General features: G+C 56.1%; 20 protein-coding genes and 1 tRNA gene. 12 read left to right on the plus strand and 9 right to left on the minus strand.

The features are described from left to right. Window positions 1-75: 75 nt before the first annotated feature. Window positions 76-2,649, minus strand: a complete 2,574-nt coding sequence (locus QRN55_RS09915; RefSeq protein WP_284776554.1) for a mechanosensitive ion channel family protein — start codon at window positions 2,647-2,649, stop codon at window positions 76-78. A 156-nt stretch (window positions 2,650-2,805) separates the two neighbouring features. Here QRN55_RS09915 and QRN55_RS09920 point away from each other — a divergent pair, with 156 nt between their 5' ends. From QRN55_RS09920 to QRN55_RS09945, 6 genes are all read left to right on the plus strand, one after another. Continuing rightward, the gene (locus QRN55_RS09920) at window positions 2,806-3,060 is read left to right on the plus strand and encodes a GlsB/YeaQ/YmgE family stress response membrane protein (RefSeq protein WP_284776555.1); all 255 of its coding nucleotides are present in this window, start codon (window positions 2,806-2,808) and stop codon (window positions 3,058-3,060) included. A gap of 161 nt (window positions 3,061-3,221) precedes the next feature. Then, window positions 3,222-3,297, plus strand: a tRNA-Lys gene (locus tag QRN55_RS09925). Window positions 3,298-3,765: 468 nt separating this feature from the next. Continuing rightward, window positions 3,766-4,524: a hypothetical protein gene (locus tag QRN55_RS09930; RefSeq protein WP_112961580.1), complete on the plus strand. Its 759-nt coding sequence runs from the start codon at window positions 3,766-3,768 to the stop codon at window positions 4,522-4,524. A 320-nt stretch (window positions 4,525-4,844) separates the two neighbouring features. Beyond that, window positions 4,845-5,114 (plus strand): hypothetical protein, encoded by a 270-nt coding sequence (locus QRN55_RS09935; protein WP_112961582.1) that lies wholly within the window; start codon window positions 4,845-4,847, stop codon window positions 5,112-5,114. Window positions 5,115-5,192: 78 nt separating this feature from the next. Next, complete coding sequence (locus tag QRN55_RS09940; RefSeq protein ID WP_112961584.1) at window positions 5,193-5,426, plus strand: hypothetical protein; 234 nt, start codon at window positions 5,193-5,195, stop codon at window positions 5,424-5,426. A 686-nt stretch (window positions 5,427-6,112) separates the two neighbouring features. Then, entirely contained in the window at window positions 6,113-6,430 is a 318-nt protein-coding gene (locus QRN55_RS09945; protein ID WP_112961590.1) for a hypothetical protein, read from the plus strand. 152 nt (window positions 6,431-6,582) lie between these two features. On the opposite strand, the gene QRN55_RS09950 is transcribed toward QRN55_RS09945, so the two are convergent. Then, window positions 6,583-7,179, minus strand: a complete 597-nt coding sequence (locus QRN55_RS09950) for a hypothetical protein (protein ID WP_112961592.1) — start codon at window positions 7,177-7,179, stop codon at window positions 6,583-6,585. 245 nt (window positions 7,180-7,424) lie between these two features. On the opposite strand from QRN55_RS09950, the gene QRN55_RS09955 reads away from it, so the two are divergent. The 6 genes from QRN55_RS09955 to tnpC all read left to right on the plus strand — a co-directional run bounded on the left by QRN55_RS09955 (window position 7,425) and on the right by tnpC (window position 11,365). Beyond that, window positions 7,425-7,730 carry a hypothetical protein gene (locus tag QRN55_RS09955; protein WP_284776556.1) on the plus strand — a complete coding sequence of 102 codons (306 nt, stop codon included), beginning with the start codon at window positions 7,425-7,427 and terminating at the stop codon, window positions 7,728-7,730. 72 nt (window positions 7,731-7,802) lie between these two features. Further along, window positions 7,803-8,009, plus strand: coding sequence for a hypothetical protein (locus QRN55_RS09960; RefSeq protein ID WP_112961596.1), 207 nt, complete (start codon window positions 7,803-7,805; stop codon window positions 8,007-8,009). Window positions 8,010-8,117: 108 nt separating this feature from the next. After that, on the plus strand, window positions 8,118-8,870 hold the full coding sequence (locus tag QRN55_RS09965; protein WP_284776557.1) for a hypothetical protein: 753 nt from the start codon (window positions 8,118-8,120) through the stop codon (window positions 8,868-8,870). A 79-nt stretch (window positions 8,871-8,949) separates the two neighbouring features. Continuing rightward, complete coding sequence (gene tnpA, locus QRN55_RS09970; protein ID WP_284776558.1) at window positions 8,950-9,336, plus strand: IS66-like element accessory protein TnpA; 387 nt, start codon at window positions 8,950-8,952, stop codon at window positions 9,334-9,336. Next, the gene (gene tnpB, locus QRN55_RS09975; RefSeq protein ID WP_284776559.1) at window positions 9,333-9,686 is read left to right on the plus strand and encodes an IS66 family insertion sequence element accessory protein TnpB; all 354 of its coding nucleotides are present in this window, start codon (window positions 9,333-9,335) and stop codon (window positions 9,684-9,686) included. The genes tnpA and tnpB overlap by 4 nt, the downstream gene beginning before the upstream one ends. 68 nt (window positions 9,687-9,754) lie before the next feature. After that, the gene (tnpC, locus tag QRN55_RS09980; protein ID WP_284776560.1) at window positions 9,755-11,365 is read left to right on the plus strand and encodes an IS66 family transposase; all 1,611 of its coding nucleotides are present in this window, start codon (window positions 9,755-9,757) and stop codon (window positions 11,363-11,365) included. Window positions 11,366-11,377: 12 nt separating this feature from the next. Here the strand turns inward: tnpC and QRN55_RS09985 are convergent, their stop codons facing one another. The 7 genes from QRN55_RS09985 to QRN55_RS10010 form a co-directional block, all read right to left on the minus strand. Then, window positions 11,378-11,884 carry a GNAT family N-acetyltransferase gene (locus QRN55_RS09985; RefSeq protein WP_077107701.1) on the minus strand — a complete coding sequence of 169 codons (507 nt, stop codon included), beginning with the start codon at window positions 11,882-11,884 and terminating at the stop codon, window positions 11,378-11,380. Window positions 11,885-12,265: 381 nt separating this feature from the next. Further along, the gene (locus QRN55_RS09990; protein WP_112961602.1) at window positions 12,266-13,480 is read right to left on the minus strand and encodes a Shedu immune nuclease family protein; all 1,215 of its coding nucleotides are present in this window, start codon (window positions 13,478-13,480) and stop codon (window positions 12,266-12,268) included. A gap of 53 nt (window positions 13,481-13,533) precedes the next feature. Beyond that, window positions 13,534-13,824: an Rz1-like lysis system protein LysC gene (gene lysC, locus QRN55_RS24525; protein ID WP_112961604.1), complete on the minus strand. Its 291-nt coding sequence runs from the start codon at window positions 13,822-13,824 to the stop codon at window positions 13,534-13,536. Further along, a complete protein-coding gene (locus QRN55_RS09995; RefSeq protein WP_284776561.1) occupies window positions 13,821-14,072 on the minus strand; it encodes a hypothetical protein in 252 nt (83 codons plus the stop codon). The genes lysC and QRN55_RS09995 overlap by 4 nt, the downstream gene beginning before the upstream one ends. 288 nt (window positions 14,073-14,360) lie before the next feature. Then, complete coding sequence (locus QRN55_RS10000) at window positions 14,361-14,798, minus strand: hypothetical protein (protein WP_284776562.1); 438 nt, start codon at window positions 14,796-14,798, stop codon at window positions 14,361-14,363. Beyond that, window positions 14,795-14,977, minus strand: a complete 183-nt coding sequence (locus QRN55_RS10005; RefSeq protein ID WP_284776563.1) for a hypothetical protein — start codon at window positions 14,975-14,977, stop codon at window positions 14,795-14,797. The genes QRN55_RS10000 and QRN55_RS10005 overlap by 4 nt, the downstream gene beginning before the upstream one ends. Before the next feature lie 344 nt (window positions 14,978-15,321). Then, on the minus strand, window positions 15,322-15,795 hold the full coding sequence (locus QRN55_RS10010; RefSeq protein ID WP_284776564.1) for a hypothetical protein: 474 nt from the start codon (window positions 15,793-15,795) through the stop codon (window positions 15,322-15,324). Window positions 15,796-15,843 lie beyond the last annotated feature (48 nt).

The following is a 15,843-nucleotide window of genomic DNA, read 5'->3' on the forward strand; positions in this document are numbered from 1 at the left end:
CAAACGCCTGATTACGACATGCAAAAGGCTCGCCGCGACGGCGAGCCTTTTGACGATTTTCAAGGTCTCAGACCATCAGCCTCTGCGGTTGCGCGCAGCACTTCTTGCCGTCTCTATTTCCGCATTCTTTGCGGGTGCGTCATGATCTTCGGGCTTGGGCGCGTCCTGCTTCGGTGCGGCAGCGGTTGGGGCTGGTGCCACCACCGACTTGTCGCCTTCGTCACCCATCAAGGCGGCCAGCGCATTGGGGTTATTGTCGGCATCGACATGAATGTTCAGATTGCGCTGCTTCATGGGAATGCTGATTCCTTCTTCGTGGAACCGCTTCAAAATCTCCATTCGCAGATTGTTTTTCACCGTCAGGCCATGGCTGAGATCGGCCAGATGGAAACGCAGTTCGAAGTCCAGTGCGAACTCTCCAAACCGCAGGAATTCCACATGCGGTTCCGGGTTGCGAAGAACCGGCTGCTGCTTCTTCACCAGTTCCAGCAGAATATCCATCACCCGCTGTGGGTCCGTGTCGTAGGAAACGGAAACGGGAATCTCGGCGCGCTGGATGCGGTTTCTATGCGTCCAGTTGCCGACGGAGGAGTTGATGAACTCCGAGTTCGGCACGATGATGGACTGGCCTCGGAAAGTCTCGATTTCGGTCGCACGCACCGAGAGGCGCTTGACGGTTCCTTCGACCGTGCCCGTCACCACCCAGTCACCGACCTTGAAGGGGCGTTCGACCAGAAGAATAAGGCCGGACACGAAGTTCGACACGATGTTCTGTAGGCCGAAACCGATACCGACCGACAGCGCCGAGGCGACGAGGGCGAGGCTCGACAGATCGAGACCGGCGGATGAGATACCGAAAATGGCGGCCACTACGATGCCGAGATAACCGATGCCGGTGCCAACGGAGTTGCGCACGCCCGCATCCACCTGACCGCGTGCCATGACGTTGCGGTCCAGCCATCTCTGGAACCAGCGGGTAACCGCATAACCCACCACGAAGACGAGAATGCCGGTGAAAATGCTGATCAGCGAGATGGAGGTGTTGCCGATGCTGAAGCCCGTCAACAGACGATAGGCCCAGCCCTCAATATCGCCCGGCTGGAAGCCCCAGGAAAACAGAATGAGGGGAATGCCGAATGCGAGCGCTATTCCATAAATTCCAAGACCGGCGGCAAGGCCCGCCTGATCCAGAGGAACGGGGCCAAGACCGAAGCGTCTGCCGAGATAGCGTCCGGCCAGCGTTTCTGCAAAAGCGCCCTGTTTGGAAATGGCTTTGCCGGAGAGAATGCCGATATAAACAGTGGCAAGCACCGCGCCCGTCGCGACGATCTGCGTTGCCAGAAAACGCGCCAAGCCGACATAGCCGGTCAGGCACGCGCCAATGAGTAACAGGCCGCCGACGCGCAGCAGGATGGATAGCCAGCGGGGCAGGCGATGATGGCCGTTTTCGGCATCCTCACCTTCACCAATCATCGGCTTCAGGAACGACATCGCGAATAGAATGACGCCGATGATGATCGAGGCGACGAAACTCTTGGCGACCGTCAGGATCAGCGGGGAGTTCAACGTCTCGCTGATGGTGCTGAAGAGGTAATCCAGCCCGTTGACCAAGGACATGAGGAGAACGGCTGACGACAACACATGGGCGCCATGGTTGGAAACGTGCAGCAAACGCCATTCCGGCTGCGTCGGCGCAAAGATGGCGTAGGTCAGGCGCGATACGAAGTAGACGAACGCAATGACCGACATCGCGACATAGACGATGGGTGCGATATCCGGTCTTAGCACGCCGAAATTATCCAGGAAGAATGCGGAGGTAACCATCAGGAGGAAGACGGACATGGCCTGGATGGTCGTGGACCAGAAGGCCACGGACAGGCGTCTGAGGTAGGACGGCTCGCCCGAGAAGGCGCGGCGCTCCATCCGGTGACCCAGAATGCGGTATCCACCCCAAAGGAACAGCACCGCAGCCATGACGGAAAGCGAGACCGCGCCAAACATAGACAGGCGCTTGTAGTTCCAGACGAAGATGGCCCAACCCGTCAGCGAACTGCTGAGTGCGCTGATCTCGCCGACGAATTCGGTGCCTGCATCGGCCAGCACGGATGGCGATATTTCCGTGCGCTTGAACAGTGTGGCGGCAAACAGGGCACGGCGCATTGCCGTGATGTTGTTGGAAAGCTGTGTGGCGTGGCCTGACACGGCTTCGGCATCACCTAGAACCGCATTGATCTGCGACTTCTCGGAGTTTAGCCGCGTCCGCTCGTCGGTGACGACGCTGGCTTCAGGCGGCTGTCCTTCCTTGGGCGGTTCGCCAAGCGAAGTGATGCGCGAATTGATCTCATCGAGCCTGCTGCGCAGGCTGGTGACCGTGCCGCTGGCCGTGCTGGCGAGATCGTCTGCCTTGCCCTTGAGATCGACCAGTCGCGGGTCTTCGCCTCTCGCATCCTCGATCTGCTGGTTGATTTGCGCCAGCGTGGCTTTCGATTTTTCAAGATCGGCCTTGGATTGCTCCACGATGGGAAGCGAAGCGCTGGACGCGCCTTGATCCGTGACCTGAGCAAAGGCGAATGAGGACAGCAGCAACCATAATACGGGCAATAGGAACAGGGCAGGTAACCACCGTTGCTGCCTTATCGAAAACGTCATCAAGAGTGCCCTTTGTGCTGCTGCCGAATCATTCGATCAAAATAAACGGCAAGTTTTGCGTATCAAGAAGCAAGCGCAGGAATAGCGCGGAACTTCTTAGCGGTCTCAACCATTACAATCACCGAATATATGTTGTGCGCAAACAAGGAGAACGTCATGGAAACTGCTGGTATTGGTTGGATCGCCGCGATTATCATTGGTGGCATAGCCGGTTGGCTCGCCGAACAGTTCATGAAGAGCAATATGGGTGTTTTCATGAACATTATTTTGGGAATCGTGGGCGCTATCGTCGCCAACGCAATTCTCGCAGTGTTCGGTGTCGTGCTGACGGGCTGGATCGGCTACCTGATCGCCGGCTTCATCGGTGCCTGCGTCCTGATTGCGATAGCCCGAGCTTTCCGCCGCGGCTGATGAACAAAAGGACCGGGCCTTAAAAAGGCCCGGTCCTCAAGGGTTTTTCAGCGTGGTCGAGATTTTTACGAAACAAATTTCGCAGAAATGTCATTTCCACGCTGGACAAGCCGAATTATCCTCTTTATACGGCCACTCACACCGCCAGACACGGCGGCGGCGGGTGATTAGCTCAGTTGGTAGAGCAGCTGACTCTTAATCAGCGGGTCGTAGGTTCGAGCCCTACATCACCCACCATTTTCTCTCATTAAATCAATGAGTTAGGCTGGTAGATCAGTCAGCAATCAAAACACACCTAGACCCCAAAATCACCAGCAAATCACCGGAATTTTGTTGACAGGAATTCTTCGTAATTTCTGCGTTTGTCAACGAACTGTGGATAAGTCCAAACTCGTCGCTGATGTAGCTAAAGCGTCATCGCTACAAATGACTGGTACGGTCGATCCGCCCCCTTTAGCGGATGAGAGTTGCGGTCGCTCTTACGAAGTCGTCACTCGGTTTTGAACAGAACGGCGGATAGCTTCACCGTGGCGAAGTCCCGCATGGGCAATCCTGATTCCCGGAAGGCTCGACTTTTCGGGTCATCCGATAGATCTTGCCTTATCTCCCTGCAAAATTCGAGTTCGACTCCCCTCGTCAACTCCGCTCGAAAAGTATCTTGGAACACGATAAACATAGTTCATTCGATTTTTTGGGGGCCAGAGCATGCGCAGCTATCTACTTTCCTTTCCCATTCTTCTCGCGATGAGCGGAGCGGCGTTTGCTCTCGATGGAAGCGTCGACGGGAGTTCGAAAGAATCTTACGAGCGTTCGATCAAAGCCATGGCAAGCCAACTGTCTCCGGAGGATAAGGAAGTTTTCAGCAAAGGGCTGATCAATCTGATCGTTACGAAGTATCCCCCGGCTGCGGGTGCCCAGGGATTCGCACTGCTCCAATTCATGCCTCAAGCCATCGAGTCCGCCCAAATCAACATGGCGGGCGTTACGGCCGACGAAATCATGGCCCGCGGGAGAGAATTGGTGGCTGCAAGCAAGTCGACCTCCCACGCCGCAGCAGGCTCCGCAATTGCAGACTTGACGGCGTGTCTGCGAAAGAAAGTGACAATCTCTTCACCTAGCTTCAAAAAAGGGGATTACGGCTACTCTTCTGAATTCAAGGTGACGAACAACCTTCCATATGCCATCGCAGGCATCTGGATCGACTACACGATCAAGTCCGACAATCGGTCGGTGCCTTGGGAAGAGAACAATTTCGTCCAGAGCATCTCTGGCGGCATCGAGCCGGGCGAGACGCGCACGCTCTCCACCAGCTTCAGCCTGTTGTCCAGAGAGACGCCGCCGACGGCGAGGGTTTCGATGGCGGTCAGAGATGTAGCTGATCCAGAGAGAAAGTTGGTCATCAAGCTCGGCGGCGGTGTCATCGGTTGGCCGGAAGAGAAGTCGATCAAAGGCTGCCAACTCTGAGACGCAGAAAAGGCGGCAGGATCTCTCCGTGCCGCCCTCAACTCTACCGGGTTGGATTCGAACCAACGACCTCCCGCTTCCGCAGGTGCTCTGACCTTCTGAGCTACGCAGCACAGTGCCTGCGATCGACCCCGGGTCTTGAACCCGGCTCGTCAGGGATTTCAGCACCGCTAGCTAATGCCAAAGTTGCCCCCGTGTTCTAACCATCTGAACTACGCCGACCACCCCATTATGATCGTCGCCGGCGGAGCCAGAAACAAGGGCCTCGACGCCACGATTTTCGCCGGTTACGTTCAGACTCCTCAGCAACGGAGGCACGCATGGGAGTGACAGTGTACGCATACTCGATCGAGCCAGGTATCAGCCGCGTAACCGGGTACGGTTGTGACCTCCAGACCGTCGTCGACGAATTGCGCAGCGTCCGGGCAGAGATTCTTATCGAAGATGGCGGTCAGAACCTCCCCGCATCTGAAGTCTACGCATTTGACATGCTCAGGCCGGATATCGACCAGCTTCTAGCAGTGATGTCCGGCGACTGCAAATTGGCAAACCTCGTCTTGAAGAACAAGCGTCTGGTGAAAACCATTTAGAGATATTGACTCCTCATTAAATGAGAACAAAATAGGAACAAATTCCGTTGACAACGGAAGCATTCCTCTGGAGATCTCATGTCACAGCAACAAACGAACGATATCATCACGCCAAAAACTGACGCCCAGTCGCCCGATCTCGACGATCTCGCCGTGTCTGTACTCGCAGCCGCCGAAGGAGATGCACTTGTTGCGATCCGTTCTTTGATAGCAGACGCCGATTTCCTCCGAGACCAACTCTTCATAGCCTCTTCGCTCATGAGCAAAGGTGTCGGCCGCGGTTGGGCACCTAAGTTCGAGCGCGTGGAATGAAGCACCGCTGCGGCATCGATTTAGTCGGCGAGAACGGCGGTATCGGGAACACGCTCGGCGGAGGCAGCCGTCGATCCACGCCAGAGCAAGCATATCGCGTCGAAGTCTGGACCGCTGAGCCCGGATCAGGCGGCATCCTCGTAGAGACGATCTCACGGTCGACGGATTTCGCGGTGAGCTGCGCCGCTCTAAAAGCTGCGGTTCGCGCGCGTCCTGGGAAAGTGCTGGTGCACATGAACGCAAGATATCACATGTCGTGCGAGCGCGCCCCGGATCCGCCCCTCCCGGAGTTGCAGCGGCCACGCCAACTGATGGCGGGGCCGCGACATTCCGATCGTATTATGCCGACCGTCTGACGCTGGGCCAACTAGAAGAGTGGTACACCCTGGGCGGCAAATGCAGTTCCTGCATCCATAAGGGATTCATCGATCGCTGGGCGCTCGCGCGTCGAGTTGGAAAGCACGCAGTCATCGCCGCACTCATGCCTCGACTGCGGTGTACGAAATGCGGCAATCGCGGCAACAACTCCTGGACAACCGGAAAAGCGAAACGGTGACATCACGGATTTCTCCATGAGAACGATCGCACTCTATTAACGCTCCCAGGAGAAAGTTGAAAACTGGGGCTCACAAGCGATTCGGGTCCCGATAACGTCGGCATCCGGATCAATTGTTGGAGTGCTGCGTATGACGATGTTTACAAGCCGAGACCCTGCAGGCCGCGCCGCTGGCGAACTTGCTCTCCTAACTTACGGCATCGTCGAATCCATGACGGCGGCCCACGCTGCTGGCAAGCAAGCTGCAGAAGAGCGCAAAGAACGCCGCGCTGCGTACAAATACGCTTGCGAGCTGTCTGAAGCGCGTGGTCGCGCTGACGAGCTAGGCCGCGTTGCAGTCCGTGCCGTGCGCCACGTTGCTTCCCTTGAAGCTGAGGTCCGTCGTCTGCGTGTGGCTCTGTCTCAACGTCAGGCTCATATCGCCCGTAACCGTGTTGCCGCCGTATGAGTAACAATGATCTCTCGGATGAAGCGATGGCTGCGCATTTCGGTGACATTCTCTTCGAGATCCCAGAGCTGTGGAACGCGATCCGTGTATCAGAAATGAATAGCCGCCCGAACTGTGTTCCGGGCGGCTTCAGGGTCAGGTCTAACGCTATCTCAGTGCAGCGTGGCGCTGGGAACGTACTGCGGATTCAAGTTTCCAGGACGCGGCGATAGCGCTCGCAGCTCTTCGCGGAATCGCTCAGCAATGAGTTGCCTGTTCATCTCATCGATATCTTCAGGGGTCGGGATCGTCAGTATCTCGGCCTCTTTTTCATTCACTGACGGCCGTGGATAGGTAGGAATGACAGCCCGGCTCTCAAGACTCCTTGCGCATCCTCCGACGGTCGACATAGCTAGTAGCGTCAAATCGTCGTCCGACAAATTGAGCAACCAGTTCTGACCGTCCTCATCTATGACGGACAAATCCATGGTTATACGGTTGTCCGGCGCTGCATTCGCGAATGCGTGAACCACTTCCGCTGGAGACATCTCGCGGAGGATCGCGTCGATAGCTTCTTGCGCGTTCGTCGCGTCCGCAGCAGCATCGTCGACATCGGCTTTCTGAATGTTCGCGAATCCGGTTGTCGGCGGGTGCGGCATCATTCCGAAAAATCTCAAGATCGGCCCGAAAATCCATGTCAGCAAGCCGAATGCGGCGTTGAGCCACGCGAATGGGTTCACCAAGTTCCACATCGATTTCTTCTTTTCCATTCGACATCTCCTTTGTCTTGTTGGGACCAGGATCCGCTCGTCGGCCGAGATCAACAAATCGAGAATGCGCCGGTGCAAATATCACGGATAAATCCGTGGACTTCGTGGCGTAAAATCGAAGGAATTTAACCTAAGTAATTGTTGACAATAGATTATTTCGATTTTCCTCTTGCTTGTATCGGATTCTCGATACAGCCTTAGTCATCGGACACGGCATGGAGCCACCGATCACAAGGAGCAAGACAATGGTCACAGCAATTGAGAACGCTAGCATGAGCGAACTTTCGTTTTTCGGCGAGCAGATGGTCCGAGCAATCTTGACGGTCGATGACACTGACTACGAGTGCGTGGAATATGTCGATGATGGAATGATCAACGACAGCGCTGACAGTCACATGAACGTCAACGGCATCTACGACATCGAATCCAGGAGAAGTGTGCCGTTCGTCGAAGGCGGTATGTACAAGGAAGACTACCTCCGCTGGGAAGCCGTTGAGAAGTTCGTTCGTCACGAGATGCAGTCTTTCGTCGACGAATACAAAGCCGCCTGACGATGCCGCCGTGGCTGGCGGCGAAACCCCCTCTGGGGTCGCGGTAGCCAAATTCAACCGCAAGGAGGACACATGCAGAAGACCATATACGTAATCGACGAATCCACAGGTCGCATAATCGCTCTGGAGCCTGGCCGATATCGCCTTGTTCGCAACGATAGCGCCAATCTCTACGACGCGCTGGAAGACGCTGACTGGCGAATCCCTAAAGCTGATGCTCTCGTCCGACATCCGGAATCCACAGATCTGGGTCACGTCCATTTTGGAACAGCCGCCTGACGATGGCCGCATGGCAGCGGCCGAAACCTCCTCTTGGAGGTCGCGGTAGCCAAACTCACGAAGATGACGACGCATCGCAGGGAACGCAAACTCAACTGGGAGAATTCAATGGAACTACACTTCAAAATCGAGGAGCAGCCGAAAGGCACTCTCTACCGCATGCCCGTCGGCGAAGTCGTTATCGCTTTCCGCGATGCCGAGGCACTGCTCGCGCACCACGGCATCGCCCGAGATCAGGCAGCGGCAGCACTTCGCCTGTCTCCGTCGACGCTGGTCGCATACGCCCGCGGCGTAGCCACGGTCGCGCACAGGACGGTTCCGGCAGTCATGCTCGATCGCATTCGGGATTTGGCAGTCGATGCTTACTGGAAGGCTGCCGCGTGGCCATATCGGTGTGAAATCGGCGGCGACCGCGCTCATTTGACTCCTGTCTACACCGCGCATGACGAAGACTGCTTCGTTCGTGACAGACATCCGCACCCTCTGCGCATGCGTGAAGTTGCCGATAAAATGGGGGGATCCGTTCAGGTCACGTGGAGCGTGAATCCGTTCGTCACGAAGGTGCCCCCGCTCGACGCCGCAGCCGATCTTCGATGCAGATGGCGACAGGGTGTCTGGCAGATCAGGACGGCATTCGATGATCCGGAGGATGCTGCCAAGCTGCTCTGCGAGCTCGCCGACTGCGACCGCTATTCACTGTGGTCGTTCTCGACCGAATATCGGCCGTGGCAGATACAAGTCACGACATCGCAAGTCGAGCGCCTCGAAGCCGCCGTCGGCGACATCTCGAATGGTCTCGATATCCAGCCGTGGGAAAGCGCGGTTGCTCGGGCACTGGCCGACCTAGAGGGTTTCTGGTAACCAGTGTTCTGCCCCCACATTGCTCGCTGCCGTCTGATCTGTGATCGCCTTTCCATGGATGAAGAACAGGAGTTTCTCCATGGAGACCTCATTTGAGTTTCTCACAGCCAGGAAGCCTGTGCGTGAGGTTCATCGTCAATGGCCGGACGAGGTCAAAGCGAAGATCGTTTCGGAAAGCCTGAGGCCTGGCACGACGGTCAATGAAGTTGCGCAGCGCTATGGATTGCGGGCGAACAGTCTTTCCACCTGGCGGACGATGGCGCGGCAGGGCAAGTTGATCCTGCCCGCACCGGAGGATGCGGTAGAGTTTGCGGCGGTGATCGTCGATCCACCTGTTTCGGAACCTCCGCCTAAAGCGGTTGGTCGCACCGAGATTGTTGTTGGCCCAGTCACGATCCGTCTTGAGGAGGGTGCGTCTGCGGCCTGGATCGCCGCCATCGCGCGTGCTTTGGTGGCGACGACATGATCTTCCCCTCGAACCGCGTGCGGATCATGGTGGCGACCAAGCCGGTGGATTTCCGCAAGGGTCATGATGGCTTGGCGGCGCTGGTGAAGAACGAACTGCACAAGGACCCGTTTACGGGAACGGTCTTCGTGTTCCGGTCACGCAAGGCGGACCGGTTGAAGCTGATCTACTGGGATGGCTCCGGGATCGTCATGGCCTACAAACGGCTGGAAGAGCACAGCTTCACATGGCCCGGTATCAAGGATGGATTGATGACGTTGACCCATGCCCAGTTCGAGGCCCTGTTTGCGGGCCTGGATTGGCGGCGGGTTCATGCCGTCAGGACGAGAACGCCGGAGACCATCGAATAGCTGCGGCAAGATGACTCAGGACAACAGATTCCGAAAGCAAATCGGCACAGAATTTGGTAGTTCCAGCCATGCTGAACGCCGCCGATCTTCCCGATGATGTTGCTGCCCTGAAGGTGATGCTGGTCGCAGCCCAGGCACGCGAGACGGCCAAGGACGTCGCGATAGCAAGTAAGGACGAGCATATCGCTCGCAAGGACGAGCGGATCGAATGGCTTGAGAAGCTGGTCGCAGCCTTCAAGCAGGCAGCATTTGGGCGCAAATCCGAGAAGACCGATCCCGACCAGTTCGATCTGGCATTGGAGGACCTGGAAACGGCGATGGCCGCGATCCATGCCGAGGACGAGGCGGACACTCCTGCTGGAACTAGGACGACCAAGCCACGCACGACCAATCGTGGCTCTCTTCCAAAACATCTTCCCCGAGTGGAAGAGGTGATCGAGCCAGCAAGCATGATCTGCGCCTGCGGCGGTTGCCTGCATTGCATCGGGGAGGATGTCTCCGAACGTCTCGATGTCGTACCGGCGCAATTCCGAGTCTTGGTCACCCGCCGTCCCAAATATGCCTGCCGTGCGTGCACCGACGGCGTCGTTCAGGCTCCTGCTCCAGCGCGATTAATCCAGGCAGGGTTGCCGACGGAAGCGACCGTCGCCCATGTTCTGGTCTCTAAATATGCCGACCACCTTCCGCTGTATCGGCAGGCCCAGATCATGAGCCGTCAGGGCATTGATCTCGACCGCTCCACGCTCGCCGACTGGGTCGGTCGGGCAGCCTTTGAACTGCGGCCCGTCTTCGATGCACTGATTGCCAACCTCAAGCGCTCGACCAAGTTGTTCATGGACGAGACCCGTGCTCCGGTTCTCGATCCCGGATCGCGCAAAACCAAGACCGGGTACTTCTGGGCACTGGCGCGGGATGATCGCCCTTGGAGCGGCAGTGCTCCGCCAGGTGTCGCTTTCACCTACGCGCCCGGTCGCGGAGGCATTCATGCGGAACGGATATTGCAGGGGTTCGGAGGCATCCTGCAGGTCGACGGCTATGCCGGATACAACAGGCTGATCGTGCCAGAGTGCGCCAGATCAGGCATTTGGCCAGACATTCAGCTCGCCTATTGCTGGGCTCACGCACGGCGCAAGCTGATGGAGATCACTCGCAATGGCTCAGCACCGATTGCCGAGGAAGGAGTCAAGCGGATCGGAGCGCTGTATCGCATCGAAGCCGAGCTGCGCGGCCTTGATCCAAAGGCCCGTCTCGCTGGACGGCAGGAGCGGTCAGCGCCACTCGTCGCCGACATGCAAACCTGGCTTGTCCTTCACCGCGCCCGCGTCGCAACGAAGTCCCCACTCGGCGAGGCCTTGGCCTACATCGCCAAATACTGGGATGGCCTGAAACTCTTCCTGACCGACGGGCGCATCGAGATCGACAACAATACCGTAGAGCGGACCATCCGGCCGATTGCTCTCAATCGCAAGAATGCACTTTTTGCTGGACATGACGCGGGAGCCGAGAATTGGGCGACCATCGCCTCGCTCGTTGAGACCTGCAAACTGAATGCCATCGATCCTTTCGCCTACCTGACTGCCACGCTCACCGCCATCGTAAACGGTCACAAGCAGAGCCGGATTGATGAACTGCTGCCTTGGAGCTTTGTCCCCAATCGCAATAGCGAAGCTGCTGCTTGATATCCGAAAACGCTAATCGAGCAGGCGACGCACCATCATGACGTCATCGATCTCCCTGCCGTCATGTAGAAAGCCAGCAGGAATCCGACCGACCTCAGAGAAGCCTTCCCGCAGGTAGAAACGTATTGCAGCCGGGTTCTCCGCACTCACAGCCAGTTCCAACTGCAGAATCCCGATGTCACGGGCATAGTCTGCAACTGTCCCCAGGAGATTACGGGCAAGGCCCGTTCCACGTAGGTTCTTGCGCACATAAACCATGATAATCGTGGCACGATGAGCCATCTTGCTCGCACGTTGGCGGAGCAAACCGGTGATGCCCACAGGTTCGTCATCCCGAAACGCGACAAAAACCGGATCATGCAGACGCTTCTGCCATTCATCGACAGACAGTGAAACCCAGTCCTCATAGCTGCTTGCATAAAAGGTCGGTTCAGAGCGGAGCGCTTCCAGGCGAATGCGTCGAAATGCGTCCACTTGGTCTGCCTGAATACGCCTGATCGCTAGCGAGCTTCCGTCCATCAATGGCCTCCTGCGATATAAAGGCAAAGCCTATACGCGCGTTTCAATTCAATGCAACAAAGTAGGCCGATAACATCAGAGCGTGGCCCAGAAACAGCGCTTACGGTTTCTGATGGCCCGCATGACGAAAACGGATTTGAAGCAAGTCGAATACGCAAAGGCGATGGCTGCGCAGCCCAGGAGAGCGAAAGCGTCGCCTCGCTGGGTACGATGGTCATGGGACGTAGAAAATGAGTGCGCGCGCTGCCAGTGGAAACCTGGTGCTTTCCGCCGACCCGGACCGGATTGGTATCGCGAAAGAAGCATCGATGAGATCGAGGCGAAAGAAAATGTGGGGCAGCGTAGCCTGTTTTGACAGCCAGACCGGGATCAGATCCCGGTCTAAAGCTGATGCCGGAACTTTTCGATTATGCGATCGAGACGTAGCAGCAGGTCATCATAACTTAAAATCTCCATCATGTTCGCGTAATGTCGCTTGATGATCTGGAAGTCGAACCTCTGGTGATCCGAAAGCTGGTTCGAACGACCCGCGATGACAATTGCCTTTGGACTTGCAACCCTAACGTCGAGATCTTGTCCAATTAGCCGCTTCTTGCGGAGCTTTTCGGTAATCTCCTTCTCGCCCGCCGGGCCAGCCTTACCAAGGTGGTATAGGTATTTTTCAGCTTGGATGATGGTGTCACTCAAACCCTTTCGAGGAGTGAAATTGTTGCGAGAAGCCGAGCTCGCATTGGATGTAATCAGAAAATTTTCTTGCGGCTTTTTTATTTCGATGAGATCCACGTACCCGTCCACATCGATCAAAAGGATGTCGATCCTCCGCTTCTTGCCGAGGAATGTATCTTGGATGTAGACCTCTTCGACTGCGTACAGATATTTTGGAAATAGTACGAGAATGAACCGCAGTATCAGCTTCTGCCAAGCTCGCTCATCGTATGCCTCAGAGGTGAGCAGAAGACGAGAAATCTCGTCTCTTATGAAGGTATACTTCTCGATCTCGACCTCTGCTACCTCAGATTTATACGTGGTAACCTTGTCGCCTCGTCGCTTGCGAACAAACTCGTCAAACGATTTCTCTGGATCTGATTTCAGGCTAAAGTGATCCTTCAGAAGCCTACCGATCGTCGAACTGACGTATTTCCTCTGCTCTGTTGAATTTGGGAAACTTCGCACCAGTGACTCGAAGTCACTTTCCGGCATCGCTTCTTCTCTGTCGCCTCCAATCACGATTTCAGATCCGCCCACTAGATCGCTCAATTTTGGAAAGATCGCGATTTGGGCAGCGGCAACGAACATCTCTTTGCGAATGTTTAGTGAACGGTGCAGCAGGACGTCTTTCTGCGTTCCGACGAATCCGGAATGAATTCGGTAGTACCCCTCTTCATTGTAGCCCAGCATAAACTCGTAAACAGGCTCTCCCATGTTTTTAGGATCGGTCGGATCGTTTATGAGATCCGCTTTCCCTAGGGTAAACGTCTTCACGAAAGAGACATCCTCACCTTTCTCAAACTCGCGAGTAACCCACTCTGGATCGCGCCATCCGGCCGGGTCATAGGTCAGTATAAGAGTGTCGCCGTCTTTATGAATGTCGATCATGCCGCCCCCCAGGGTTTACGTTGACGGCAAGATACCACAAGCGTTCATGCTTACTACTGAGACAGTATAAGCCGCCTGACCGCAGCCAGTTTCGTCCGGCAGTCCTCTCCAGCAGCCGCTAGCTTCACCAGATACTGGGCGACATCCCGTTCCCGAACCCACGTCGATCCCGCTACCGGCTCCGGTGAACACGTCAGCAGGGAATTCGGAATTTCGATCTTCCGCTCCACTATCTTCTCGACGATGATATCTTTCTGCGCAGACTGACACCCAGTCAGCACTAATGCGCAGAGCATGGCTATCAGTGTCCATACCGTTCGCGAATTCGGCCACGCAAACATCATGTCCGACCTCCGAAACGCTTGGCACGCAGCTTCTCGAGCAGCGGCGACACCGGGCCGTCTTCCTCATCCGGAGCTGACAGGATTTCCTTCACGGTCTCCAGATCCCGCGCAGCAGCGGCCTCGATCACGGCATGCGCGACCTCCAGCTCGGCGACGTAGTACGTTCCATAGACGTGCAGCGGCTTGTCTGCACTCACAAGCTCAAATTCGGCCGAGGGGTTCGATCTCCGGATCACCCATTCGAACACGTCGAACTTTCATCGCGGTCGATGGCAGCGCGTCGATGTGATCATCACGACCTGAAAGCTCCCAGTCATCGCGTTGACGGAAACAGGAACGGAAGAAACATCAGCAGACGACAGCGCACGCTTCAGCGTGCCCGGAAGGACTTGGCTGCGGCGGCTGTGGCTGTGGTAGTTTTCGGCATTCGCTCTCGTTTCAGATCGGTGTCTGAGAGAGTTGCCTGGTCGTCTGCAAGATTCGAGACGAGTGCGAAGAAAAAATGATAGCCCCCGATTTACGAGGGCTTCAAGGGGTCAGGCGGAGTAGATGAGCAGACGACCCTGCGCCAGGACGAGTTCGAGCACTTCCTGAAGGCTATCCATTACGTCATCCTTCCTCAGTGCGTCGGCGACGTCGTATGTCGACATGCCGGTCCCTAAGACAAGGCTCACGGCGATCGCGCCATTACGCTCGTGCGCGGTCTTATCCATGTGCTCCTCGGACGCGATCATCACGTAGACGAGGTCCACGCCCAGTGAATCGTCGCGATCTTTCCAGATAAAAAGCGACAGCTCCTCTTCGTATGGTGCCGATCCGATGACGTGCGGCATCGAGCACAACCAGTCGCGAGCCTGAAGGCTGATCTCGCGGCTCCACGCCTGTTCACCCCCTCGCCAAAAGCGAGGATCCAGACGGAAGCTGAACTGGAGGTCTACGAGCGGCATGCGCTGACGTGTGTCGATCGTACTCATGCCGACACCTCCTTCTTGCCTGCTTCGATTTCGATAGGATCATCGATAGTAAGGATGCTGCGAATGAAGGTCTCGAATGTCTCGTTCGATACACGTTCAATCCTGATCTTGCGGGTGCGCAGATCGGCTGAGACAAAGAAGCGGTCGCCTTCGTATGTGATGAAGTCACTGATAAACACGGTACGGAGCCTTTCTGTTGTTGCGTACGGATACAGAAGGCACGGATATTCAGACCCGCGTCAACAGCTTATGTCGAGAAAATAAGCGATATTTATCAATGTGTTGAAAATGTCATCACGGAAAGGTCCGTGATATATTCTCACCCTACTGACATGATAGATCCCGGATCTGAGGCCCCGCTGCCGTCGAGTTTCTCCAGTTCGGCATGTGGAGCACCTTCACATACGAATCCAGCAACGTTCCCAGTTTGTTTTCTTCCGGCATCACATCCTCCTCGTAATCGGCGCCCATGACATTGGTGTGCGCTGGCGAGGCACGGCGCAAACGCCGGCAGACAAGTCTGCTACTCGAATCCTGCTGCGCGACGTTTCTCAACCACCTGTCTGATGTGTTCGTGTCTGTTGAGAGCGCTCAGCTTCCAAACTAAGTCCCATGCCAGAATGCAGTACGCCATCACCAAAACAAGGCAGGCATCCATCGATACGAGTCCTCCAGCGAAGAGTATGGATAGGGCAACTGCAGAGAGCATTCCTAACGCTCGCTTAACAGTTCCCTTGCGCCCATTTGCTACTATCCGGAACGGAAGTTGTTCGCAGATGGTAACGGCTGCGGCAAGCGAGACCACTTGGAAAACGATGTAAGCCAGACGTTGAAACGTCGGGATCAGAGGCTTCCAGTCGTAGATGAGATTGTACAGGTAGAATCCCAAAAGTGCCGCCGCAATAAGCTGGAGACCTGTTCGCGGAAGGAGTGTTCCTATGCTGTTTTCGCTGACAGCCCATTTTGGCAACTGTTTCGGATCGAAGTCTTCATTCATTGGCATCCCCCAGATAATGTAGTCGCTTACACCTAGAGAAGACGGCGG

It is taken from the genome of Agrobacterium sp. lyk4-40-TYG-31, assembly GCF_030209855.1.
GTDB classification, from domain to species: Bacteria; Pseudomonadota; Alphaproteobacteria; order Rhizobiales; family Rhizobiaceae; genus Agrobacterium; species Agrobacterium vaccinii.